Origin of the sequence: Stenotrophomonas maltophilia (assembly GCF_002799245.1) — a bacterium.
GTDB classification, from domain to species: domain Bacteria; phylum Pseudomonadota; class Gammaproteobacteria; order Xanthomonadales; family Xanthomonadaceae; genus Stenotrophomonas; species Stenotrophomonas maltophilia_S.
Map to the genome: position 1 here is coordinate 133,917 of NZ_NEQV01000006.1, position 23,390 is coordinate 157,306.

Genomic DNA, 23,390 nt, shown 5'->3' on the forward strand with positions numbered 1-23,390 from the left:
AGGAACATGCAGTTGACCATTTCCAAACGAACCCAAGCGTGGCTCTACCTGCTTGCAGCCATCCTTCTGCCTTGCGTTGCTTGGGCGCATGGCGTCAGTGAAGGCGACCAGGCCTTCCTGGAAGACAGTACCGGCCTGCAGCTCATCGCGTTCACGTACCTCGGCGCCAAGCACATGGTGACTGGATACGACCACCTCCTGTTTCTGTTCGGGGTGATCTTCTTCCTGTACCGGATGCGTGATGTCAGCATCTACGTGACGTTGTTCGCGATCGGCCACAGCACCACCTTGCTGCTAGGTGTCCTGGGCGGATTGCATGTGAATGCGTACCTGGTCGACGCAATCATTGGCCTGTCGGTTGTCTACAAGGCGCTGGACAACATGGGCGCGTTCAAGCGCTGGTTTGGGGTACAGCCCAACACCAAAGCCGCCGTGCTGATCTTTGGCTTCTTCCATGGCTTTGGTCTAGCGACAAAGCTGCAGGATTTCTCGCTCTCACCTGACGGGCTTGTCCCAAACATGCTCGCCTTCAACGTGGGGGTCGAGATCGGACAGCTGCTCGCGCTCGCAGGCATCTTGATCGTGATGGGCTTCTGGCGCCGCTTGCCGTCATTCCATCGACAGGCGTACAGCATCAACACCGCCCTTATGTGCGCCGGCTTCGTGCTTGTTGGCATGCAGCTCACCGGCTACTTCGTTTCCTGAATCTACAGAGGTACTCATGTCCATCACGCTTTCCAATCAGCTGCCCAGCACTCGCAAGCTGCTGAAATCCACCGCCCTGGCCGCTGCCGTTGCAGGGGTGATTCTGCTCACCACCGTGCTTCCCGCGGAGTACGGAATCGACCCTACGGGCGTAGGTAAGGTTCTGGGTCTGGACGCCCTAGCCTCCACTGACCAGGTAGAGGCCGTAGCTCCCCCAGTTCCGGCATCTGCTGGCAGCGCCGAAGCCGTCTCGGCGCTGTTCGAGAAGGCCAAGGTTGCCTTCGGGAGCAATGGCAAGCAGGCCTTCGAACCCGCCGCTGTCTCTCTCGCCAGCACTCCTTTACGGCAGGACTCACTGACGATCGAGCTTGCCCCTGGTAAGGGCCAGGAGGTGAAGGCCCATATGGCTCAGGGCGCTGGGATGGTTTTCAGCTGGAAGGCCACGTCTGATGTTGCCGTGGACATGCACGGCGAGCGTCCCGACGTGAAGGGCCCCTGGACCAGCTACGCCGTTGAAGGCGCCCAGCGTCAGGCCGAGGGAACGTTCATTGCTCCCTTTGAAGGTACCCATGGGTGGTACTGGCAGAACCGCGGCAGCACCCCCGTGATCATCGAGGTGCAAATTACCGGCTACCAAGCCGACCTCTACCAGCCGTGACACCCGGCATAACGCCGAAATCAACCTAGGAGAAGCAACATGAAGAATCGTTTTGCCCTCATCAGCGTCCTTTTCGCTTCCATTGCAGCGTCCGCATCGGCCTTCGCACATGATCCGGCGCTTCATGCCGAGTCGGAAGTGAAGGAGGCGCCTAAGGCAAAGCCTGCTACGTGTGAACAGCTGGCTGACCGGACGAAGTTCAAGGTGGATCTTGCCGATCCTCAGACCAAGGCGCTGAAGGACAGGTGCGACGCTCAGGCGCAGTCGGCTGCGAAGAAGAAGTAATTGATTGCGGCGAATGGTCCGGCTTGGGTGAAGTCGGACCATTCGTCTTTACCCTTGAGCCAAGCGAATAGTGCCAGCGTCGTCCTACAAATAGACCTCGGTTAGACCCTCATTCTTCCAACAGGCTCGCTCTCGAATGCTAGCGTTTGACCGGAGGATTGCGATTAGAGCCGCACTCGGGCTTACATTCTCCAAACCCGAGTGCGGCAAAGTTCATTTGCAATCATCGACGTGATCGAACGTGCTGAACCGAACGCAATCTCCTGACCTGATCAACCCGCCTTAGAAGCGCGCGGTCGCGCCCACAAAGAGCGTGCGTGCGCCGCCGTCGTAATTATTGCCTTCTTCAAGCGTGGAAACATCACCCAAGTTCTGTACGCCGACGCGCAAGGTCAGGTTTTCGTTCACATCGAGAGCGGTGACCAGATCCACCGTGGTGTATGCCTTGGCGAAGGTAGGTCTGGACGAAGACACAAGCTGCTTCCCGATGTGTTGCGCGCTGAGGTTAAGCGACCATGCATCGGACACGCTCCAGTTCAGCGAAGTGTTGGCGGTGATCTTCGGCACCACTAGCAGGCTGGCGCCGGTGGTGCGGTTCTTCGATTCCAACATGCGTGTGGCGTTGGTGGTCCAGCTCAGTCGCTCGTGCAGCGGCACGGTCACACTGGCTTCCACGCCTCGCGTGCGAGCCTTCTGGATGTTCTGCGCCACCGTCCACCAGAAGCCGTTTACGAAGCTAGTGTTCTGGCCTGGGATCTCGCGCAGCGGCACCTGTTCGATCTTGTCGTCGAAGTTGGTCAGGAAGTAGGTGGCCGATGCGGACCAGCCGTTCTGGTCGAAGCCCACGCCAAGCTCATAGTTGGTGCTGGTTTCCGGTTTCAGGTTCGGGTTACCGGCCATGTAGCAGCCGGTCGTGCCGTCGGCGTTGATCAGCCGGCTGTTCCAGCCTTCCGGGGTCAGGCTGCCGCAGCCGCGTCCCAGAGACTGGGTGGCCGCACCAGCGGTGCCCTGCTTAAGATTGGGCGCGCGGAACCCTTTGGAGACACCGCCGCGTACTGTCCATGCGTCTGCCGGGTGCCACACGCCGTAGATGCGCGGGCTCACGTTGTCGTCGTAGTTGTCGGTGTTGTCCCAGCGCACGCCCAGAGTCAGCACGAAGCGCTCGTGCAGGGTGATGTGGTCTTCGGCGAACAAGGCCCATGAGTCCGCTTCACTGGTCGGGCTGATGCGGCTGCTGCCGGTCCAAGTCACAGGTACGGTACCGATGGTGTCGCTGTTTTCCAGCTGCTCGCGCTTCCACTGACCACCCACGTTCAGGCTGTGCTCGAAGCCCCAATGGAAAGCGGTGGTGAAGGCAGTATCGAACACCGTTTCCTTCGAATGGTTGCCCACCGCACTGCCCTTGTCTTGGTAGTCGTTCCGCACAAGGGTGGTCTTGGAGGTGGTGGAGTCGCCGTAACGGCCATCATGGCCCAGCACGTAACCGGTCTGTACCAGCTTGGACAGACCCCAGGCATATACATCACCGCTGCCGGTGTTGCGCTGCACGCCGCGCGACCCTTCTATGGTCAGTGCGTGGTCATCGTTGAGGCGCCAGTGGAACTGCAGGTTGGCATTCTCCGCCTTGCTGCCCGGAGTCTGGCCCTCAAGGCGATCGGACTTGCGGTCGGTCACGTTGGCCCCGATGCGGATCCCCAGGTTGTCGGTCAGTGGGCCGCTGAAAAGGGCACCCATCTGCGTGGTATCACCGCGGGTGGATGAATCGGGCACGCTGTGGTTCAAGGTGACCGAGCCGCCCCAGTGGTCGGAAATCTTGCGGGTAATGATGTTGATCACGCCGCCCATCGCATCCGAACCGTATAGCGACGACATCGGGCCGCGCACCACTTCTATTCGTTCGATCATGTCCGGCGACAGCCAGTTCAGATCCTGCGGACCCAGGTCGTCGCGGTAGTTCACGCCGGAGGAGTTGCCCTGGCGGCGGCCGTCGATCAGGATCAGCGTGTACTGCTCGGGCAGTCCACGCAGGCGGATCTTCGACTGCGCTCCGGACAGTGCATAGCCACCGGTCACTCCAGGGACGGTACTCAGCAGCTGGCCGATGCTGGTGACCGGCTTACGCTCGATCTCCTCGCGGCTGATAACGCTAATGCTGGCTGGCGCATCCCTGATCCACTGCTGGGCACCGGTGGCGGTAACGACCAAGGTGTCCAACTGCTTGACGGAGGAGGCATGCGTCAAAGCTTCAGCGCTGGCATGCGAAGAAAGGGCCAGACCAATAGCAACTGTCAGCGTGGGAAGAGCAAGTCGTGACTTCAGGTATGTGTGCGACATCTCGGGGTAATCCGGTAACGGGCATTATTGCTGGGGAATGGCTGCCTCGCTTGATTCCGGAAAACGCCCATATCGGGTCGAGGGCTGGCTTGCGTCTTGAGGTCAGGTATCAAACTGTGGCCGACCGATGCTGTCTGGGCAGCACCTCAGCTGGACTGGCTCATGCTCCAAGTCGTCCATACGCCGGTCCGCAAGGTCCGCGGTTGCTGCAAGCAATAGACAATCTGCGAGGCTACATCCTGCGCGGCCATGAATTCGCTCAAACGGGGATCGTCGGCCGTGCGACCGTGACCCACGGCAAAAGATGTATGAGTACCTGCGGGGCAGATGGCACTCACGCGAATCCCATCTTTCCTTACTTCTCGGTCCAAGCCGCCCGCAAAAATGAGCTGGGCGGCCTTGGTACCTGCGTAGACGGCTTCGTCCGCCCCACTGCGATGAGCTGCGACGCTCGATACGATCAAAATATCCCCGCCACCAACGCTACGAAGATGAGGGAGGAAAGCACGTACCGTGAGGACCGTTCCGAGATAGTTGATTTCACACATTTCGATGACTTGATCATCGCTTGCGTCAGCGACTCCGCCGTAGTAGCCAACCCCGGCGTTGGCCACTACCGAATGTACGCTTCCAAAGTGATCAATGCCGCAAGATGCGAAGGCACCCACGCTATCCGGATCGCGCACATCCAGACGCATCCAGTAGGCGCGATCAGCGCCGAACTCATCCTGTAGCCGCTTGAAGTCACCTAAACGCCTGGATCCTCCAAGAACGCTTCCACCACTGCGTAAGATCATCTCCGCCGTTGCCAGTCCGATCCCCGAACCGGCGCCAGTAATGGCAACGCAGCGGTTTCTAAGGCTGTAACTTGCTTCTGTCAAGGTCTATCTCCTACGTTCGTTGGCGACCAGGTGTAGTTGAGTCATGAAAGGAGTTGGGGTCGTCTGTGACGCAAGTTAGGGGCGTGCAGCGCCACCTTCGGCCCCATACACCTGGCCGTTCGCATAACTGGCGTCGCTTGCCGCAAGTTGGACGAAGATTGAACCCAGCTCAGCAGGCTGACCTGCGCGTCCTAGCGGCTTGTCCCCCCCGAAGTTCGGAATCTTCTCGGATGCAGTCCCGCCACTGATCTGCAACGGAGTCCAGATAGGACCTGGAGCAACTCCGTTTACCCGAATCCCCTTAGGGCCAAGCTGCTTAGCCATCGAGCGAACGTAGCTAACCTGCGCACTCTTCGTCATCGCATAGTCGACCAGGTAGGGGGACGGATCGTAGCCCTGCTCAGACGTAGTAACGATGATGACGCTTCCAGGCGGAAGAGACACACGCAGTGCCTCTTGGGTCATCCATACCATTGCATTGATGTTGGTAAGGAAGGTGTTCTCGAGGTGTTCGTCGGTAATCTTTAGAATGTCCGGCTCCTGCTGCTGATACGCCGCGTTCAGCACCAAGGTGTCGATCGAGCCCAACGCCGATGCCGCCTTGCGCACAAGATCCAGGCAAAAGTCTTTGCTGCGAATATCACCAGGTAAAGCGTATGCCTGACGGCCGGTTGCGCGTATCAGCGCAATAACTTCACGCGCATCTTCCTCTTCTTCAGGCAAATAGTTGATGGCCACATCGGCACCCTCGCGGGCGTATGCAATGGCAGCGGCCCGACCGATTCCTGAGTCTCCTCCCGTAATCAGTGCCTTGCGGCCTTCAAGGCGCCGATTGCCTCGATAGGTTTTCTCACCGTGGTCCGGCAGCGGACGCATCTTCGACGCAAGCCCCGGCCAAGGCTGTTCTTGGCGCGGGTAGGGTGGCCGAGGATATGCCTGCCGAGGGTCGATCAGGCCGGCTCGCGGGCGGCCCTGACCCTGCGCCTCCGAGAGTACCGCAGCGGGCACAGCACCGAATGCCGAGGAAGCAGCAATTCCGCTGGCGATGGCCACACTGCTTCCCGCAATAAACTGTCTGCGGCCGATGACCGGCGTGGCTTCATCGTCGTGCTCAGGCAAATCACTATTCGAATTTGACATGTTCATCCCAGTTGATTGGTCACTCTGGCCCAAGCAAATTTGAGTACAGCGACCGTGGAGGAGACGCAACTTTACTGCGGCGAACATGCGCAAGTAGCAATTTTATTGCTGAAGTTCTTTCAATTCAGAAATGATCGAAAGCGTCGACGGCGCAGCTTCTTGCCATGCCATCCTCGGCGATAATGGGGAAGCATCTGCACTGCGTTCGATCCATAAATCATGCTTTGTGCGGCGGATCATTGGCACGTTTAGTAATCGATACCCGGGTGAAGTGTCTTGAAAGGTGATCTAGAGAGAATAAGCATTTCAGATCTAGCTGCGTTCATCGAGATCGCTCGGCATGGATCAATGCGCGCCGCCGCCCTCGAACTTGGCTTATCTGCCTCAGCTCTAAGTCACGCCTTAAAGCGGCTGGAAGATCGACTGGGTGTGCGTCTCGTTAATCGTACGACCCGTGCGCTTTCGATCACCGTTGAAGGACGCGAACTGGAACGCTATGCAGCCACTGGCCTAGATACAATTGGAGAGGGTCTAGCCGCGATTCGGGCTCGGAAGCAGTCAGAGATCCAGATGCTCAAGATCTCGCTATCACACGATGCGGCGCGCCTCCTACTCTGGCCAGTGCTGTGGAGCTTTCAGCAACGCTGGCCTAACGTCCATCTTGATCTAGTGATAGAAGAACGCCTGGTGGACTTAGTAGCGGAAGGCTTTGACGGCGGCATTCGATACGGTGACCGAGTGCCAGAGGGGATGGTTGGTCTGGAGCTTACACATCCGCTTAAGTGGGTGGTCGTGGCAGCGCCCAGCGATCTGCAACATGCTGGGAGACCTGAGAATCCAAGCGATCTGCGGCGGCATGTTTGTATTGAGAACAGAATCGGCGACGGCTCAATCTATCGCTGGGAACTTGGCGACGGTGATCGTATGGTCAAGGTAATTCCCAGCGGAATGCTGAGGGTGAGCAGCACCGACTCTCTGCTCGCTGCAACGTTGCAGGGATTGGGGTTGGCATACTGTCTGGAACTCAGAGTGCAGGACGAAATCTCGTCCGGCGCACTTGAAGTTGTGATGCCAGACTGGGCATCAATGGGCGCACCATTCATGCTGTACTACCCCACTCGTCGCCAATCCCTGCCCGGCCTCAAGGGGCTAGCGGAGGTAATTCGGACACAGATGATCGATGCATGCTAAAACATGCTCCAAACTATGGAGTTGGGATCGACATGAATGGTCTGCCAACGTACTCCATCACCAGTTCGATACCGGAGTGCTCTCCAGACTCTCCCTCTGGATCACATATGTAGGTTGCTGTGAGGCAATGAGAGCGCTTCTTGCCACCGGCATCAGACAGAGCCAGTCCGGAGGACTCCGAGAATGGATGCCCTGGACTCGCTAGTTCCATAAGCACCTCGTCCATATGAGTGGGTATCGGAATGCAGTCCCTTCATATGGAAGCGTTCAATTGCCAACCACTGTTGAGGCGCTGAAGTTGCGGTCCTCCGCTGTGGTTGGCTTTAACATTCCTAAACGCGGATGAGACCAAAAACCCTACCTTCAATACTGCCACATCAGCACGAGTTCGAAGCCGAATTTACTGAAGAATGATTGGCACTGCCACGACGAGGCGTTGAGCGGGCTCGGACAGATCTCACCTCTTGGACCATCAGACTGAATCCGCACAAACTTCAAAAGAAGAACTTAATTGGACGCTGCGATTGGCCAATTCCATCTGATTTGAACCTACACTCTGTTCGAGAGCATTCAGAGGGAGTTGCAATGCAGTTCATCGTCGACGGGCCAGACATCCCAGAAGCACTTCTACAGGCACACGAAGAAGGACGAGTAGTCTTCTTCTGCGGCGCCGGAGTCTCCTACCCGTCAGGACTACCTGGTTTCAAAGGACTGGTTGAGCAAATCTATGCGTCGAATGGGACATCATTCACGGACATCGAGCGTGCCGCCTTCGATCATTCAAAGTTCGACGCGACTCTCGATCTACTTGAAAGGCGACTGCCTGGGCAGCGATTGGCGGTTCGGCGCGCCCTAGCGAAATCGTTGAGACCCAAGCTTCGTCGGAAGGGAGCAATTGACACCCAAGCAGCGCTTCTTCGGTTAGCACGAAGCCGGGATGGCGCGTTGCGGTTGGTGACTACCAACTTCGATCGAACCTTCCACGCGGCGGCGAAGCGCATGGGCCAACCATTTCCGGCCTATCCCGCTCCAATGCTGCCGATCCCTAAGAGCAGCCGCTGGGATGGGCTTGTCTTTCTGCATGGCCTGCTTCCGGAGAGTGAGGATGATGCAGCACTCCATCGACTAGTGGCCACCAGTGGTGACTTCGGCTTGGCTTACTTGACCGAACGCTGGGCCGCGCGGTTCGTCAGCGAACTTTTTCGCAACTATGTCGTTTGCTTCATTGGATACAGCATTGACGATCCGGTCCTCCGGTACATGATGGACGCATTAGCAGCAGATCGAATGCTCGGTGAGGTTACCCCGCAGGCGTGGGCGTTCGGAGATTGCGAAGCCGGGAAAGAGCATCTGAAGACTATTGAATGGGAAGCTAAGGGCGTTAGACCTATCCTCTACAGGGTTCAGCCTGCTACCCATGACCACTCTGCGTTGCACGACACAATCAGGACTTGGGCAGATGTCTATCGCGATGGAGTTCAAGGTAAAGAGGCCATTGTTGCGAAGCACGCCATGGCCCAACCTCAGGACAGCACGCTCCAGGACGATTTTGTTGGACGAATGCTGTGGGCTCTTTCAGACAAGTCAGGCCTCCCCGCGAAGCGCTTCGCGGAGTTCAATCCAGTTCCCCCGCTTGAGTGGCTCCTCGAGGCATTTTCCCATGAGCGATTCTTGCAGAGGGATCTAGCCCGCTTTGGCTTCTCCTCGGTTAAGGAGGAGGATGCAGAACTCAGATTCAGCTTGGTTCGTAGGCCTGCGCCTTATGATCACGCTCCTCCTATGACACTGGCGTATTCTGGAAGTATGGCCAGCCGATGGGATGGATTGATGTTCCAGCTCGCACGCTGGCTTGTGCGTCATCTGGACGATCCACGATTGATCATATGGATTGCAGAGCGTGGCGGGCAGATGGATAGTCGCTGGATCTCTCTAGTCGACTCCGAACTTGAGCGTCTGGCCACACTGGAACGGGATGGCAAAGTCTCGGAGCTGGATCTTATTCGCCTGGACGCCCCAAAGGGTGTGCCCGATCCAAAGATGCGAACTCTTTGGAGAATCGTGCTCGGTGGCCGACTCAAGACCCCACTGTCAGGGGGGCTGCTATATCGTTGGATCAAGCGTCTTAGACGTGAGGGACTGAACACGTCTCTTCGGATGGAACTTCGTAGCCTTCTCAGCCCAAAGATCACACTAAGGCGTCCATTTGTTTGGGACGGCGAAGTGGCCGATGGTGCAGACGAGACAGTGCGAATTAAGCAGTTGGTTGACTGGGACCTTGTGCTTGCGGAGGACAATGTACATGCGGTCCTCCAGGATCAGTCTAAGGGTGAGTGGGAGAAGGCACTCCCGCTCCTGCATTCGGACCTACAGCAACTGCTCTGTGACGCGCTGGGCCTTCTTCGAGATCTAGGAGAGGCAGATGACCTTGTCGATAGATCCTACTGGGACCTTCCATCAATCACGCCCCATTGGCAGAACCGGTCCTTCCGAGACTGGGTTAGCCTGATTGAACTGCTACGCGACGCTTGGTTAGCAGTTCGAGCTACGGATGAGTCGAGATCCACGCTCATGGCTCAGGCATGGTTCGAGATCCCGTATCCCACATTCAAGCGGCTGGCATTGTTTGCGGCCAGCCAGGACAATTGCATCGAGCAGGAGCAGTGGGTCGATTGGCTGCTACTGGATGAGGGGCGGTGGCTGTGGTCGCAGTGCACCGCACGCGAAGTGCTGAGGCTTCTTGTTCTCCAGGGGTGAATTCTAGACAACGCGTCTCAAGCACGCTTGGAGAATGTCATCTTGGCAGGACCTCCCCGCGAGATGTATCGCGATGATCTGGAGTCCGAACGCTGGGATCGCCTGGTTGCTCGCGCAGTATGGATTCGTCTAGCGAAGCTGGAGTCCTCGGGCCTACATCTTGGTGTGTCTGCAGCAAGGCGCCTAGCGGAGATATCCATCGCGCATCCTGAGTTGAGATTGGACCCTAACGAGAAGGACGAATTCTCACACTGGATGAGCGGCACCGGAGATCCGGATTTCGAGGACGGCAGAGAGGTCGATGTCGCCCCTCGCACTCGCAAGGAGCTAGTTGAATGGCTTGAATCGCCGAGGCCTGCCCATAGACCGTTCTATGAGGACACTTGGCGGGATGTCTGCCGTACTCGCTTCTTCCATAGCCTTGCCGCGCTCTGCGACCTCGCTCACCAAGACGTCTGGCCCGCAGTTCGGTGGCGCGAGGCGCTTCAGGTTTGGTCGGACGATTCAATGGCAGCCCGCTCCTGGCAGTACGCATCGCCTTTGGTACTGCTAATGCCTGATGAAGTTCTGTCCGAGATCGCACCTGCAGTAGCGTGGTGGATGGAGGCCACTTCAAGAAGCGGCGCGAATCGCGAGAACCTCCTATTGACTCTCGCCGGTCGAGTGCTTGCGCTTCCGATCCCCTTGAGTAGTGGCATGACAAGGAACGGCGAGCCAATCGATAACCCTGTCTCGGAGGCGATTAATCACCCCATTGGGCATGCCACGCGCGCCTTGCTCAATCTATGGTTCAAGAGGGCGCCCAACGATGGAGACCTACTTCCCCCTGAACTTAAGGCGGCATTTTCCGCCATATGCGATGTTGAAGTAGATCGATTCCGCCATGGCAGGGTGTTGCTCGCATCTAGACTCATCGCCCTGTATCGCGTAGACCGGGCGTGGACCGAAGCGACGCTACTACCGCTCTTCGATTGGTCCAACCCTGTCGAAGCGAAAGCAGCCTGGGAAGGATTTCTTTGGTCACCGCGACTGTACCAGCCATTGATGGTGGCATTGAAGTCGCAGTTCCTATTGACGGCCGGTCACTACGCCGACCTTGGTGAACACCGAGGACAGTTCTCTGCTTTCCTAACGCACTCAGCCCTAGGGCAATTGGAAGGCTACTCTCGGGACGACTTTAGATCTGCATTGGGCAAGCTTCCACAGGATGGACTGGAGAAGTCCGCACAATCGCTCTCCCAAGCACTGGAGGCCGCAGGCGATCAACGCGAAGACTTCTGGAGAAATCGAGTCCAACCCTTCTGGCAGGAGATTTGGCCAAAATCGCGCAATCTAGCTACACCCAGCATTGCTGCCTCCTTAGCTCGACTCGCCATCGCGGCCCGGGTTGAGTTCCCTTCCGCATTGAAGGCGGTACGTGACTGGCTTCAGCCGGTAGCGAATTCGGACTACATCGTCCATCTTCTACTAGAATCTGGCCTTTGTAGCCAGTCGCCAACTGAGGCTTTAGATTTGCTGGGTGCCGTTGTTGGATCCCAACAATGGGCGCCTCTAGGACTGAATGAATGCCTAGCTCAAGTAAGGGCCGCCGCTCCCGACCTAGAGCGAAACAACCAGTTTCATCGACTTGAGGAGCTGGTGCGAACGCGCTCCTAAGAGTTCTGGCGGGGCATCATTCGAAGCTTGCGAGATGCCCTATTACGAACTCGCTTTTCTCCTTCTCCCGCTCTCGATTCCAACCACCCTTGAGCCCGCCTCGCGCTGCTTCTTGATCTGTGACTTCAGCTCAGAAATCTCCTTCTTCAAGGCGGCGATCTTTGCATCTCGCTGCACCACCTCGATCGAGTACATGTTCTTGAACTGCGCAGAAATACCGTCGTACCTCTCTTTCCATCCCAGCCTTTGTGAGTAGGACTTTCGTCTGGCGGCCTTCACGCTCGTAGGAACGTCCACTCGAAGTTTCGTGAGCCAGGCCTGCACCTCGAGCTTTGTGGTGCCGGCATGCTTCTCTCCGTGCAGCGATACCGCTGTTACCTTTGCCCGCCGACACAGCTCTGCAACATTCAGCCGACCAGAGTTCCGTGGATACACTCCGTCGTTCTCCGATATCTCCCTGTCAATCTCGGCCATAGTTGATCGAAGGCGTGCAACGAACGCCTCCGTCCGCTCCTTTCCAAGCTCGGCAAGACTCTTCTTTTGTCTCATTTCAGAAGTACCACATTGGGTACGAGGCGCGTCAGCAAACTGCTCTTCGAGAAGTATTCGTCCACCTTCTTCCACCTGCCGAGCACGGACTTGATCTGCCCCCGGAACTGAGCAATGAGCATAACGTCATCATCCACGAAAGCGTGCTCTAGCAACTCAAGATTGTACTGAACTGTCTCGATGGCCTGAACAACGCTTCTGGACGCCTTATCCTCGTCGTCAGGGAGAATCAACTGATTCTCACATGCAGGATGACAGTAGTGTGGATTAGCCTGACCATGCCCCTTGTTGCAAAGGCCTCCATCGGTGAAGTTCGTACACACTATTCCTGGTGCGACAACTGCCCAAGAAGAGCCCTCAGCAGTCATCGCGCGGGCGAACTCCCTGATGTTCTGCGGATCAAGGGCGGACTTACCCAGCCGGCGCGCGAACAGCGCCACACGCCCCCGTAGCTTCTCTGCGCCGGCCCCCTGAACCTCATCAGCCTTATTGATCGCCTCCACTCCCTTTAGAATAAGCATCTCACGTACAACTTGCTGTACTTCGGAAAGAATTCCTGGATCCGAAAGTATGTAGCGCATGATTGTCATTTGTTCATCCCTGTGCCCAAAGACATCCATCAAAATCTTTGGCGCATGGACAAGCGCTAGAGCAACAATTCGAGCGAGGGTCTTTCGGAATCGATGCGGGTTCATACCACCATCGGTGAGCCAGCGCTCCAGGCCAAGTATCTCCACGAAGCTATTGAACACATGCGCAAGGCTCGGCACCTTATCTGGATATCTTGGGGAAACCCACAGGCCGTTCCCCTTTAGGCCGTGGTGCCGTCGAAAAATGTTCGCTAGGCGCTCTTGCTGCAGAATCGCTTGAATGGCAATTGACGGCGCTGGCGCTTCACTCTGCCTCCCTCCGGGATTCTCAAACTTCCAGGTTCTGAACTCGTAAACACTGGAACCACCTCGCTTGCCAAGCGAGCCGATCTGCATCGTTAGCAGTTCACCATGTCGGGGACCGCCAGAAAGAGCCACCGGAAAAGCGTGTGCACCCTGTAGAACCACTATCAGGCGCAAGGCCTGGGGTAACGTCCGAGGCGGCCATGCGACGGTTTTTCCACTTCGCCCGGATTTCATCGAAAATTGAAGCGGGGCATCCCTAAGCGGCTCCCCGTCAGGCCCCCGCCATTCCCATGACCGGATCACAGCATTGCTTACGCGAGCAGCTCGGCGACTGGGAGATGGCGAGGGACCGTCTTTCAGATCACGAGTAGTTTCAGTAGCGGCGAGTGCGGCCTCTACGGCATCCAACAAAGTAGGACCAACGACTTCGATCATCACCAGTGCCATCGAGCCTGCTTCAGAGACGAACTCATCTGAGTATGGCTGATGAGGTTTCGCTATGCTGACCGGGATTGTATGCTCAGGTTCACCCGTTCGATCTCGCGCAGCCTTCATTCCATGAACCGTTGGACGCATGGGCGCGGGGCCATCGGGAAGACACCCCAGTCGGTGGTAGTACTCAACCACCCCAAGGCAGTCAGAGTACTTCTGCGTCAGGCCAGCGCGTTCGACCAGGCTCCAGAGTCTCTTGGAGCTTGGACGTACATTTGTACGCTGGATCGCCCTCTTAAGATTGGCAATGAGCGTCCGGATCGTTGTGTATCTATACACCTTCCCGGTTTTGCCTGGAATTATCGCCATCGTGATCGCCAGCCTCATAAGCTCTCGAACTACGAAGGGTGAGTGCTTCCCCTTGCACGTCTTGCCCCTTCCAGAATAGAGCCTTAGATCGAGATCAGAGGTCCGTAGGCCAGACTGATGTTCGTCGTCAATACGAAGAACGCCCCAGTTGTCCCCCATTCCAACAAGCTTCTGAAGCTGCTTCAGCTTTGCCTCCGGCGCCAACCTCAGCTCATTCGGACTAATCGACAGTAGCGACACCTCCACGTCAGGAGCTAGGAGTTCATGGTTGCCTGCTACTAGAGACCGGTTGACCATTTTCATCAGTGCTGCCCTGCGAAGTAGATTGGCATGTGCTCACCGGAGGCTATCCTTGCCGCCCACTTATCAATGGCGAACTTCACTGCATCTGCTGGCCATTGAAGAACGGTTAGGCGAAGCCGCGCCAGGTCACTTGCATCTGATCCAGCATCGAACCGAACCATTCCTACGGAGGTCCGAACTGCCTCTAGCTCTGCCACACGCCGGCAGATGAAGTCCAGGCTGTCCGTGAACACAAAACAGTTGGGGCAGCCGCTGGAAGCACACCTATGCTGCTGGACGCATAGAGTGCATCCATCTCTCGGATTGCCTGGATCAATGACTGCTGGCGGGCTGTAAGGATCTGCACATCCGCTTCCGTCGTAGGTCTTATGACGGCGTGCTTGATTCAGCTTTTCGATCTCGGCTTCACTGACGTCCAACTTTGCGAGCTTCGCCCTCGTCAAGGCTACGTCGAACACACGATTGACCCGAAGCTGGGAGAACAAGTCATCAATCACTTCGGACACAAGCGAGAAGGATTCCTCAAAAGAAGATCTTCGGTAGCCATAGTGCCTAGTGGTCATGAGGTTCTTGTGACCAAGTAGTACCATCATTACCCAGTTCGAGTATTGAGAATCCTTGAAGATCGCAGCCGCGGCGACATCTCTGAACTGTCCAATTGACATGGTCTCGGAAGCTGTACGGGTGCCGTCATCGAGTTGCTCTATCAGAGAGGCGAGCCAGTTGTTTGCAGTTCGAGTTGTGCGGGGATTTACTACATACACCCCTTGTCGCCGTCCGCGCACTGTTACGCCCACCCATGGACTACGAGCGACAACGTCTGGGAGAGGGCACAGGCGCGGGTTTCTTTCGATATGGCCTCGAAGCCCTTCTGTCCGCTTCAGAAGAAGCTCAACTAACGAATGACAGCCCGTCGCATCGCCTACCCGTGACACAGTCCATTGCGCGGTCCCTTTGGCCCGGTCCTTAGGCGCATAGATCCATGCATGCTGCTCATCATAGACTGCCGTCCAGTCGCTCAAGTTCATGGATGCTGCGGTTGCGGGGTTCCAGGCGCTCCGCGCTACAAAGAGCAGGAAGAAAATTGAGACATCTGCGCTAGTAGGATAGGTTCCGGCAACCAGATCGTGCCAGCCGACCTCGCTTCCTGATCGTTCGTGGTCATCGGGGTAGTGCGCCCACCAGCTTGGGAGTCTTTTGATGCGCTTGCCGAAGATCGCCAACAACTGAGATCGCCGAGGCACTGGATTTCCCGTCAGCCTTATGAGCGCGCGATAGGTCGCGTGCGCATCCGCTTCCGTACATACGAAGTCGGGGGCATTCATGAACTCAGGATTCTCTCTGTACAACTCGATCAGATCGCGTCCTTGAGGAATGAGTCTGTCCGTTCTCCTCCACCGCTGTAGAACCTTCAGTGCCTCCGCTCGTAGCAGCCTAATGACGGCCAATCCGTGCTCTTCGGATGGGGTCTCGCGGCGATTCGAGGCTATCCTGAAAACTGGAAGTACTAGCTCTGGAAGTTCATGGTAGCTAATCGCGGTCTTTATAATCGCGCGGACGACGGCAGCTCTGCTGTCCATAGTGGCATCCCATGCACCCTCCGGACTCGGGCTTGTGTAGAGGGCAACGTGCCGGGATGTCAGATCGCGAAGTCTAACCACCCGTTTGAATGGAATTCCATTTGAGGCCATGTATCCCTCAAGTGCATCGAGGAATCTCCAGAAGGACACCAGTGCCCCCCTTCTTGCAGCTGCACCGTCTGATGCGATGCCTTCAATACTCGCGCTCAGCGTAGGCCATAGATCGCGCAGCAGCTCCGGCCTACCAGTGAATCCCCCCTTCCAGGAATGCCTGACTGCGGCAATGGGCGGGGCATCACTTGCACCAGTCGCCAGAATCGAGAAGTCATAGATCTTCCCCGTGCTAATGAGGTCCGGATGTGTACAGGGCACCACCCATTTCCCAGGCATTCCCCCTGTATCTTCACGCGCTCTCACGTCAATGCCTCGTCGATGATCGCATTCCAACGAATTGCTGGATGCCCTCGATCACGACCAATTTTGGCTACCGCAGCGCGCAAGTATTGCATCGTCGTGCGCTCATCAACGTGCCCCATAAGCGGACTGAGAAGCATCTTTACCTGTCCGGCCATGAGCCCATGCAACCAACCGAAGTCAGCACCACTCAGCTCTGAGTTGCCTGCGAGGGCCAACTGCGCCCGCGTCAGGGCGCAGATCTTCTCCACCGCAAAATGGTGCCTTCCTGTATGAGGGTGCCATCCTTTGGGACAATGCCGATCGGAAGTCCAAATCCGGCGAAGCATCTCATTGCTCACAGGTCGGTTCACACCTTCTCCAAGCCACAGACGATCTGTCCGCTTGGTGTGTTTCCTATCACCAATGTGATATCTCGTCAGCTGGGTCGGTCGAATCACCGAAATGTAGTGCCAGATCCTTTCGGCAAGATCTAGTGGCACAAATACCGTACGCCATCTTGTGCCAAGGTCTGACCCAGGACTGACCTTGCCTCCCTTAGTGCCATACTTGAGCACTAGCGGAACCTCACCAGCCAATATCCAGTCGGGTTGCCAGTTGGTTCTCTCGCTCGTTCTTTTTGCTGGAAAACAGGTGACCCGTAGTTGATTGGCTTCCGAGATCCTGAGGCCAGAACGGATGATCAGCTCGAAGATCAGAATTTTTACGGGCGCACGCACCGAAATCGACTTCAACCACATCTCAACCTCCCTGTCAGGAGGGAGGATGATCGGAGCTTCCGGCGCAGTTAGAGACCCGATCCGCACAGTCTTTGAGCGCAGTGTTCCGCTTTGCGAGCTTGTGGGCGATATGTAGGTGTATGCAACTTTTCTTACAGGTATCTGCATGGGCAGGCGATAGCCGCGCTCGCTGGCCCAGGTCAGAAATAGACACGCCTCATTGACGTAGAGGTTAACTGTAGCGGGATCCAACTGCCTCCCACTCGGGGAGCCGTCTCCACTCAGGAGTGCCGGCTGATACTGATGAAGGATATTCTCGTTGTAGGAAATTTCTCGCCAATCAGTGGCTTGGTCTATGCACCATTCGAGAAAAATAGAAAGCCTTGCGGCCATGTTTCTTCGCGAGCGCAAGGTTGGGATGGGCCCGTAAAAGAGCTCACTCTCAGCTTTTGCTTTTGATCGGTCGCGAGGAAGTTGCCATTCCCCGTTGCTGCGCTCATCGAGGTAGCGGTTGGCTTCAATTGGGTATGAGCCATCGTCACCGATCAGAATCGGTACATGCTGCAACTTAGGCGCGTGTGCAAAGGCTCCCTCAGGGGGCATAACCACTTGCATCGGATTGACTCCGAGCTGACCTGCAGCGGACGGTACGCCCGCTGTTCGCCAAGGTCAATAGGCCACTTAAGCCTTTGAAGGGGTTGAACTTACGTACTTCTCGCGGCGGATCTGCGGGTTGCCCAGGCCGGCGGCCTTCAGCAGTTCGGCGCAGGCGTCGACCATGTCCGGGTTGCCGCACAGGTACGCGATGTCGGTGGCCGGGTCCGGGGTGATGCCGGCCAGCGCCTGCTGCACGTAGCCGTGCTGCACGTCCGGGTGCGGCTCGACCGGCAGCTCCCGCGACAGGCAGGGAACATAACGGAAGTTAGGGTGCTTTTCGGCGAAGCTGTAGAAATCTTCGCTGTACAGCAGCTCGCCCGGGCTGCGCGCGCCCTGCAGCAGCACGATCTGCACGCCGCGCTCGGCCATCGCCTTTTCCAGCAGCGGCAGCATCGAGCGGTACGGGGTGACGCCGGTGCCGGTGGCGATCAGCAGGTAGCGGGCGTTGTGGTCGCCGGGGTTCAGGCAGAAGCGGCCATACGGGCCGGACGCGCTGACCTGGCCACCGTGCTCCAGCGCCTCGAACAGGGCCGTGGCGGCTCCACCGGGCACGAAACTGACCGCGATATCCACTGCCTCGCCCGGGCCCAGCGCATGGTCGTGGATGGTCGCCAGCGAGTAGCTGCGCTTGGTTTCGGTGCCGTCGGCGTAGCTGAAATGGACCTGGATGAACTGGCCCGGCTGGAAATCCAGCGGCTGTCCGTCGTCACGCACGAACTGGTAGTGGCCGACGGTCGGGGCCAGCATGCGGCGGCCGACCAGCTTGAGGGGGAATTGAACAGGCACGACTTTTCGGGACAGTGTGTAGCCGGGGCAAGCCCTCGGGGTCTTCTATAATAGCGTCTCCCCGCCCCTCTCCAGCGCCAGCCCATGGGCGCGAAGGCTTCGAGCTTGGCTTCCCTGAACGATACGGCGCCCGCCCTGCGCGTGCGCGACCTGCGCAAGACCTACGACAACGGCACCCAGGCCCTGAAGGGGGTTTCCCTGGAAGTGGCCCCGGGCGATTTCTTCGCCCTGCTCGGCCCCAACGGGGCCGGCAAGTCGACCCTGATCGGCATCATCAGCTCCCTGGTCAACCTCAGCGAGGGCCAGGTGGAAGTGTTCGGCAGCGACCTGGTGCGCAACCGCAGCGCCACCATGCGCCTGATCGGGCTGGTGCCACAGGAAATCAACTTCAACCTGTTCGAAAAGCCCTTCGACATCCTGGTGAACTACGCCGGCTTCTATGGCGTGCCGCGCGAGGAAGCCGAGCAGCGCGCCGAAGAGGAACTGAAGCGCGCCCACCTGTGGGAAAAGGCGCAGGTGATGAGCCGTACGTTGTCCGGCGGCATGAAGCGCCGGCTGATGATCGCCCGCGCGATGATGACCCGCCCCCGGCTGCTGATCCTGGACGAGCCGACCGCCGGCGTGGACATCGAGATCCGCCGCGACATGTGGCGCGTGCTGAAGGAGATCAATGCCGCCGGCACCACGATCATCCTCACCACCCACTACCTGGAAGAAGCCGAGTACCTGTGCCGGCACCTGGCGATCATCAACCATGGCCAGATCGTCGAGCAGGGGCCGATGCGCACCCTGCTGGCGAAGCTCGACGTCGAAGGCTTCCTGCTGGACATCGACGGTGACCTGCCGGCGCAGCTGCCGGTGATCGAGGGCGCGATCCTGACCGCGCCGGACCCGCACACGCTGGACATCGACATGCCGCGCGCCATGGACCTCAACCGCGTGTTCGCCACGCTCAACGAGTCCGGCATCCGCGTGCGATCGATGCGTACCAAGAGCAACCGCCTGGAGGAGCTGTTCGTGCGCCTCACCGGCAACCTGGAGAAGCCTGCATGAGCACCACCGAGCTGACCGACGGCCAGCGCAACCGCATCGCACTGATGACCATCGTGCGCCGCGAAGTCGCCCGCATCATGCGTATCTGGGGCCAGACCCTGGTGCCGCCGGCGATCACCATGACCCTGTACTTCCTGATCTTCGGCAACCTGATCGGGTCGCGCGTAGGCGATATGGGGGGTTACACCTACATGCAGTTCATCGTGCCGGGCCTGGTGATGATGAGCGTGATCCAGAACAGCTACGGCAACATCAGTTCCTCGTTCTTCGGCGCCAAGTTCGGCCGCCACGTGGAAGAGCTGCTGGTCAGCCCGATGCCGAACTGGGTGATCCTGTGGGGCTACGTGGCCGGCGCCGTGCTGCGTGGACTGATGGTGGGCGTGATCGTGCTGATCATCGCGATGTTCTTCACCCCGGTGCGTATCCCGCACCCGCTGGTGATGCTGACCACGGTGATCCTGGGTGCGACGATCTTCTCGCTGGCCGGCTTCATCAACGCGGTGTATGCGAAGAAGTTCGACGACGTGGCGATCGTACCGACCTTCATCCTGACCCCGCTGACCTACCTGGGTGGCGTGTTCTATTCGGTGAAGCTGCTGCCGGGCTGGGCGGAAGCGGCCACGCACGCAAATCCGATCTTCTACATGGTCAATGCGTTCCGCTATGGCCTGCTGGGCAGCAGTGATGTGCCGCTGCCGGTTGCCTACGGGTTGATGATCGGATTCGTGGTGGCGCTGACGGCACTGGCGCTGTGGCTGCTGCGTCGCGGCGTGGGCATGCGCAGCTGAGGGTTGCCTGCAGAATACCGATCATTTGTGGTAGAGCCGAGCCCATGCTCGGCTGCTTTCCGGCCGGCCCCGGGAACCCGCGCTTCGCGCACGAGCCGAGCGCAGGCTCGGCTCTACAGGCATTCCGCAGCGCTTGGCCCTTGTAGAGCCGAGCCCATGCTCGGCTGCTTTCCGGCCGGCCCCGGGAACCCGCGCTTCGCGCGAGCCGAGCGCAGGCTCGGCTCTACAGGCATTCCGCAACGCTTGGCCCTTGTAGAGCCGAGCCCATGCTCGGCTGCTCTTCGCGCCGATGCAGCCACAACGCGCACCGCCACCGGCCACGTTCTCCGGCACAATCAGGTTACTGATTCCCCCAGAAAACGGTGAACGTGCAATGCGCATCCTGATCCTCGGCGCCGGCGGTACCGGCGGTTACTTCGGTGGTCGCCTGGCCCAGGCCGGCGTGGACGTCACCTTCCTGGTGCGTCCCGCGCGCGCCGCGCAGCTGGACCACGATGGCCTGGTCATCCGCAGCCCGCTCGGCGATGCCCGCTTCCCGGTGCAGCACGTCACCGCCGATGCGCTGCCCGCGCTGGCCGCGCAGAAGCCGTTCGACCTGGTCATCCTCAGCTGCAAGGCCTACGACCTGGACAGCTCGATCGACGCCATTGCACCAGCCGTTGGCGCAGGCACCACCGTACTGCCGATCCTCAACGGCCTGCATCACTACAACGCGCTGGATCTGCGCTTCGGCCGCGACGCTGTACTCGGCGGCCTGTGCTTCATCAGCGCCACCAAGGCACCCGATGGCGCGGTGCTGCATCTGGGCAAGCCGGCCAAGCTGACTTTCGGCGAACGCGACGGCGGCGCGCTCTCCGCACGCGTGCGTGATTTCGCTGCGGTCTGCGCGCAGGCCAACCTTGATCACCTGGCCAGCGAACGCATCGGCCAGGAACAGTGGGTCAAGTACACCTTCCTGACCGCGCTGGCGGCGGCGACCTGCCTGCTGCGCGCCGACATCGGCACCCTCGTTGCCACCGACGATGGCGAGGCGATCGTGCGCGGCCTGTACGACGAATGCCTGGCCGTGGCCGAAGCCGCCGGTGAACCGATTCCCGAGGCCGCGCAGGACACCGCGCGCGGCACGCTGACCCAGGCCGGCTCGGCACTGAAGGCATCGATGCTGCGTGATCTGGAAGCCGGCCAGCAGGTGGAGGCCGAGCAGATCGTCGGCGACATGCTGGCGCGTGCGCGCAAGGCCGACCAGGAAGCCCTGCTGCTGCAGGTCGCCTACAGCAGCCTGCAGGCGTACCAGGCACTGCGCGGCGCGTGAGCCCCGCCACGCTGCCGTCGCGGGTGCTGATCCTCGGCCTGGGCTGGAGCGGGCGCGTTCTGGCCCAGCACCTGCAGGCGCTGGGGGTACGCGTGGCCGGCACGGTGCGCGACCCATCGTCGGCTCCGGACGACGGCGTGCTGCGGCATCCACTGCATATCGACGCCCCACCATCACCTGCCCTGCTCGATGAGATCGCGCAGGCCGAAGCCGTACTGTGCAGCGTGCCGCCGGATGCCGAGGGCGACCCGGTACTGCGCCTGCTGCTGCCGGCACTGCGGGGCAGCCCGGCACTGCGCTGGGTGGGCTATCTGTCGTCCACGTCGGTATATGCCGATCGCGCCGGAGGCTGGATCGACGACAGCAGCAGGGCCGATTCCACCGAAGCGGCCGGCGTGCAGCGCAGGCGCGCCGAGGCCCAGTGGCGTGCCCTTGCGGAAGAACGCGGTATCGCGTCGGCGCTGTTCCGCCTGCCGGGGCTGTATGGTCCCGGCCGCAACGCACTGCTGCAGCTGGCGGAGGGCCGTGCCCGCCATGTGATTCGCCCCGGCCTGATGTTCAACCGCCTGCACGTGCAGGACCTGGCCACGGCGGTCGTCGCTGCCCTGCAGCGGCCTGCCGCCCGTGGGCTTTACCTGCCCAGCGATGATGAGCCCGCCCCACCGCAGGACGTGCTGGCGTTCGCCGCGCAGCTGGGGGGCTTCGTGCTGCCACCAGCAGTGGCCTGGGATGACCCCACGCTGAGCCCTGCGTTGCGGCGGTTCTACGCAAGCAACAAGCGCATCGACAGCCGTGGCACGCGCGCAGCGCTGGGCTGGCAACCGCAGTTCCCGACCTACCGCGAAGGCCTGCGCGCCCTTCTGTAGAGCCGAGCCCATGCTCGGCTGCTCTTCGGCAAACCCCCAAGAACCCGCGCTGCGCGCGATCAGCCGAGCGCAGGCTCGGCTCTACGGGCATTCCGCAGCACCCGGCTTTTGTAGAGCCGAGCCCATGCTCGGCTGCTCTTCGGCAAACCCCCAAGAACCCGCGCTGCGCGCGATCAGCCGAGCGCAGGCTCGGCTCTACGGTTTCGGGGCCTCGGGCAGCCGGAAGAACGCACGCGTGGCAGCGGTGGCATTGGCCGCGGTCACCGCCACGTCCTCACCACGGTCACGTGCCAGCTCTTCCACGATGTGCGAGAGGAACATCGGTTCGTTGCGGCGATCCTTCGGCATCGGCTTCAGCGTGCGCGGCAGCAGGTACGGTGCATCCGTCTCGATCATCAGGCGGTTGGCCGGGATGTTCTTCACCAGTTCGCGCAGGTGCGCGCCGCGGCGCTCATCGCACAGCCAGCCGGTGATGCCGATGTACCAGTCCTGATCCAGGTAATCGAACAGTTCGTCGCGCTCACCGGTGAAGCAATGCACCACCGCCGGGCCGATGCGACCTTCGAAGTTCTTCATCTGTGCCATGAAATCGGCATGCGCGTCGCGCTGGTGCAGGAACAGGGGCTTTCCATTGTCCGCGGCCAGCTGCAGCTGGCGCTCGAACGCACGGTGCTGGGCCGGGCGCGGCGAGAAATCACGGAAGTAGTCCAGCCCGCACTCACCCACCGCCACCACTTCCGGGTGCGCATGCAGCGCGCGCATCTCGGCATCGCATTCCTCGGTGTATTCCACTGCGTGGTGCGGGTGCACGCCAGCGGTGGCGTACAGGAAGCCCGGGTGCTGCTGCGCCAGCTGCACGGCCAGGGGCGAGTGCTCGCGGCTGGCACCGGTGATGACCATCTGCACCACGCCGGCCTGGCGCGCACGATCCAGCACGGCATCGCGGTCGCGGTCGAAGGAGTCGTGGGTCAGGTTGGCGCCGATATCGATCAGATGCATGGTCATCGCGGGGGAAAAGTGCCCGCGCATTGTACCTGCGCCCGCCGTGGCCCCTTATCCTTT

Annotated in this window: 19 protein-coding genes; 10 read left to right on the forward strand and 9 right to left on the reverse strand. The window is 59.4% G+C overall.

What is annotated here, in order from left to right; translation table 11 throughout:
- Nucleotides 1–6: 6 nt before the first annotated feature.
- Genes B9Y64_RS17790 through B9Y64_RS17800 form a run of 3 tightly spaced genes read left to right on the forward strand, consistent with a single transcriptional unit; the run spans nt 7 to nt 1,648 of the window.
- Nucleotides 7–705, forward strand: a complete 699-nt coding sequence (locus B9Y64_RS17790) for a HupE/UreJ family protein (protein ID WP_008264906.1) — start codon at nt 7–9, stop codon at nt 703–705.
- A gap of 16 nt (nt 706–721) precedes the next feature.
- Entirely contained in the window at nt 722–1,363 is a 642-nt protein-coding gene (locus tag B9Y64_RS17795) for a hypothetical protein (protein WP_032961297.1), read from the forward strand.
- A gap of 39 nt (nt 1,364–1,402) precedes the next feature.
- Nucleotides 1,403–1,648: a hypothetical protein gene (locus B9Y64_RS17800; protein ID WP_008267212.1), complete on the forward strand. Its 246-nt coding sequence runs from the start codon at nt 1,403–1,405 to the stop codon at nt 1,646–1,648.
- Nucleotides 1,649–1,930: 282 nt separating this feature from the next.
- Here B9Y64_RS17800 and B9Y64_RS17805 read toward each other — a convergent pair whose 3' ends face one another.
- The 3 genes from B9Y64_RS17805 to B9Y64_RS17815 form a co-directional block, all read right to left on the reverse strand.
- Nucleotides 1,931–3,982, reverse strand: coding sequence for a TonB-dependent receptor domain-containing protein (locus tag B9Y64_RS17805; protein WP_202909078.1), 2,052 nt, complete (start codon nt 3,980–3,982; stop codon nt 1,931–1,933).
- A gap of 146 nt (nt 3,983–4,128) precedes the next feature.
- On the reverse strand, nt 4,129–4,863 hold the full coding sequence (locus B9Y64_RS17810) for an SDR family oxidoreductase (protein WP_075075813.1): 735 nt from the start codon (nt 4,861–4,863) through the stop codon (nt 4,129–4,131).
- A 75-nt stretch (nt 4,864–4,938) separates the two neighbouring features.
- Nucleotides 4,939–6,003: an SDR family oxidoreductase gene (locus B9Y64_RS17815; RefSeq protein ID WP_008266446.1), complete on the reverse strand. Its 1,065-nt coding sequence runs from the start codon at nt 6,001–6,003 to the stop codon at nt 4,939–4,941.
- 276 nt (nt 6,004–6,279) lie between these two features.
- Here B9Y64_RS17815 and B9Y64_RS17820 point away from each other — a divergent pair, with 276 nt between their 5' ends.
- The 3 genes from B9Y64_RS17820 to B9Y64_RS22180 all read left to right on the forward strand — a co-directional run bounded on the left by B9Y64_RS17820 (nt 6,280) and on the right by B9Y64_RS22180 (nt 11,604).
- A complete protein-coding gene (locus tag B9Y64_RS17820) occupies nt 6,280–7,194 on the forward strand; it encodes a LysR family transcriptional regulator (protein ID WP_075675881.1) in 915 nt (304 codons plus the stop codon).
- A 585-nt stretch (nt 7,195–7,779) separates the two neighbouring features.
- On the forward strand, nt 7,780–9,948 hold the full coding sequence (locus B9Y64_RS22175; RefSeq protein WP_202909079.1) for an SIR2 family protein: 2,169 nt from the start codon (nt 7,780–7,782) through the stop codon (nt 9,946–9,948).
- A gap of 552 nt (nt 9,949–10,500) precedes the next feature.
- Nucleotides 10,501–11,604, forward strand: a complete 1,104-nt coding sequence (locus tag B9Y64_RS22180) for a hypothetical protein (protein ID WP_197579984.1) — start codon at nt 10,501–10,503, stop codon at nt 11,602–11,604.
- Between the two features lie 42 nt (nt 11,605–11,646).
- On the opposite strand, the gene B9Y64_RS17830 is transcribed toward B9Y64_RS22180, so the two are convergent.
- The 5 genes from B9Y64_RS17830 to B9Y64_RS17845 all read right to left on the reverse strand — a co-directional run bounded on the left by B9Y64_RS17830 (nt 11,647) and on the right by B9Y64_RS17845 (nt 18,309).
- Nucleotides 11,647–12,153, reverse strand: a complete 507-nt coding sequence (locus B9Y64_RS17830) for a hypothetical protein (RefSeq protein ID WP_049459868.1) — start codon at nt 12,151–12,153, stop codon at nt 11,647–11,649.
- Nucleotides 12,150–14,153, reverse strand: coding sequence for a hypothetical protein (locus tag B9Y64_RS22035; RefSeq protein WP_125899103.1), 2,004 nt, complete (start codon nt 14,151–14,153; stop codon nt 12,150–12,152). Before B9Y64_RS22035 ends, B9Y64_RS17830 begins: the two co-directional genes overlap by 4 nt.
- Nucleotides 14,153–16,123, reverse strand: a complete 1,971-nt coding sequence (locus tag B9Y64_RS22040; protein WP_157804537.1) for a hypothetical protein — start codon at nt 16,121–16,123, stop codon at nt 14,153–14,155. The genes B9Y64_RS22035 and B9Y64_RS22040 overlap by 1 nt, the downstream gene beginning before the upstream one ends.
- Before the next feature lie 23 nt (nt 16,124–16,146).
- On the reverse strand, nt 16,147–17,481 hold the full coding sequence (locus tag B9Y64_RS22045) for a site-specific integrase (RefSeq protein ID WP_125899101.1): 1,335 nt from the start codon (nt 17,479–17,481) through the stop codon (nt 16,147–16,149).
- Nucleotides 17,482–17,547: 66 nt separating this feature from the next.
- Nucleotides 17,548–18,309, reverse strand: coding sequence for a ferredoxin--NADP reductase (locus tag B9Y64_RS17845; RefSeq protein WP_100441851.1), 762 nt, complete (start codon nt 18,307–18,309; stop codon nt 17,548–17,550).
- Nucleotides 18,310–18,393: 84 nt separating this feature from the next.
- On the opposite strand from B9Y64_RS17845, the gene B9Y64_RS17850 reads away from it, so the two are divergent.
- The 4 genes from B9Y64_RS17850 to B9Y64_RS17865 all read left to right on the forward strand — a co-directional run bounded on the left by B9Y64_RS17850 (nt 18,394) and on the right by B9Y64_RS17865 (nt 22,328).
- Entirely contained in the window at nt 18,394–19,362 is a 969-nt protein-coding gene (locus B9Y64_RS17850; RefSeq protein WP_162292383.1) for an ABC transporter ATP-binding protein, read from the forward strand.
- Nucleotides 19,359–20,150: an ABC transporter permease gene (locus tag B9Y64_RS17855; RefSeq protein WP_014038898.1), complete on the forward strand. Its 792-nt coding sequence runs from the start codon at nt 19,359–19,361 to the stop codon at nt 20,148–20,150. Before B9Y64_RS17850 ends, B9Y64_RS17855 begins: the two co-directional genes overlap by 4 nt.
- A gap of 373 nt (nt 20,151–20,523) precedes the next feature.
- On the forward strand, nt 20,524–21,462 hold the full coding sequence (panE, locus tag B9Y64_RS17860; protein WP_100441853.1) for a 2-dehydropantoate 2-reductase: 939 nt from the start codon (nt 20,524–20,526) through the stop codon (nt 21,460–21,462).
- Nucleotides 21,459–22,328, forward strand: a complete 870-nt coding sequence (locus tag B9Y64_RS17865) for an NAD-dependent epimerase/dehydratase family protein (protein ID WP_100441854.1) — start codon at nt 21,459–21,461, stop codon at nt 22,326–22,328. The genes panE and B9Y64_RS17865 overlap by 4 nt, the downstream gene beginning before the upstream one ends.
- Before the next feature lie 195 nt (nt 22,329–22,523).
- Here B9Y64_RS17865 and B9Y64_RS17870 read toward each other — a convergent pair whose 3' ends face one another.
- Complete coding sequence (locus tag B9Y64_RS17870) at nt 22,524–23,327, reverse strand: TatD family hydrolase (RefSeq protein ID WP_100441950.1); 804 nt, start codon at nt 23,325–23,327, stop codon at nt 22,524–22,526.
- Nucleotides 23,328–23,390 lie beyond the last annotated feature (63 nt).

Coding starts and splice junctions, on each gene's coding strand:
- B9Y64_RS17790 (WP_008264906.1), top strand. CDS start 7: ATGCAGTTGACCATTTCCAAACGAACCCAAGCGTGGCTCTACCTGCTT.
- B9Y64_RS17795 (WP_032961297.1), top strand. CDS start 722: ATGTCCATCACGCTTTCCAATCAGCTGCCCAGCACTCGCAAGCTGCTG.
- B9Y64_RS17800 (WP_008267212.1), top strand. CDS start 1,403: ATGAAGAATCGTTTTGCCCTCATCAGCGTCCTTTTCGCTTCCATTGCA.
- B9Y64_RS17805 (WP_202909078.1), bottom strand. CDS start 3,982: ATGTCGCACACATACCTGAAGTCACGACTTGCTCTTCCCACGCTGACA.
- B9Y64_RS17815 (WP_008266446.1), bottom strand. CDS start 6,003: ATGTCAAATTCGAATAGTGATTTGCCTGAGCACGACGATGAAGCCACG.
- B9Y64_RS22175 (WP_202909079.1), top strand. CDS start 7,780: ATGCAGTTCATCGTCGACGGGCCAGACATCCCAGAAGCACTTCTACAG.
- B9Y64_RS22180 (WP_197579984.1), top strand. CDS start 10,501: ATGCCTGATGAAGTTCTGTCCGAGATCGCACCTGCAGTAGCGTGGTGG.
- B9Y64_RS17830 (WP_049459868.1), bottom strand. CDS start 12,153: ATGAGACAAAAGAAGAGTCTTGCCGAGCTTGGAAAGGAGCGGACGGAG.
- B9Y64_RS22035 (WP_125899103.1), bottom strand. CDS start 14,153: ATGAAAATGGTCAACCGGTCTCTAGTAGCAGGCAACCATGAACTCCTA.
- B9Y64_RS22040 (WP_157804537.1), bottom strand. CDS start 16,123: ATGCCTGGGAAATGGGTGGTGCCCTGTACACATCCGGACCTCATTAGC.
- B9Y64_RS22045 (WP_125899101.1), bottom strand. CDS start 17,481: ATGCAAGTGGTTATGCCCCCTGAGGGAGCCTTTGCACACGCGCCTAAG.
- B9Y64_RS17850 (WP_162292383.1), top strand. CDS start 18,394: ATGGGCGCGAAGGCTTCGAGCTTGGCTTCCCTGAACGATACGGCGCCC.
- B9Y64_RS17855 (WP_014038898.1), top strand. CDS start 19,359: ATGAGCACCACCGAGCTGACCGACGGCCAGCGCAACCGCATCGCACTG.
- panE (WP_100441853.1), top strand. CDS start 20,524: ATGCGCATCCTGATCCTCGGCGCCGGCGGTACCGGCGGTTACTTCGGT.
- B9Y64_RS17870 (WP_100441950.1), bottom strand. CDS start 23,327: ATGCATCTGATCGATATCGGCGCCAACCTGACCCACGACTCCTTCGAC.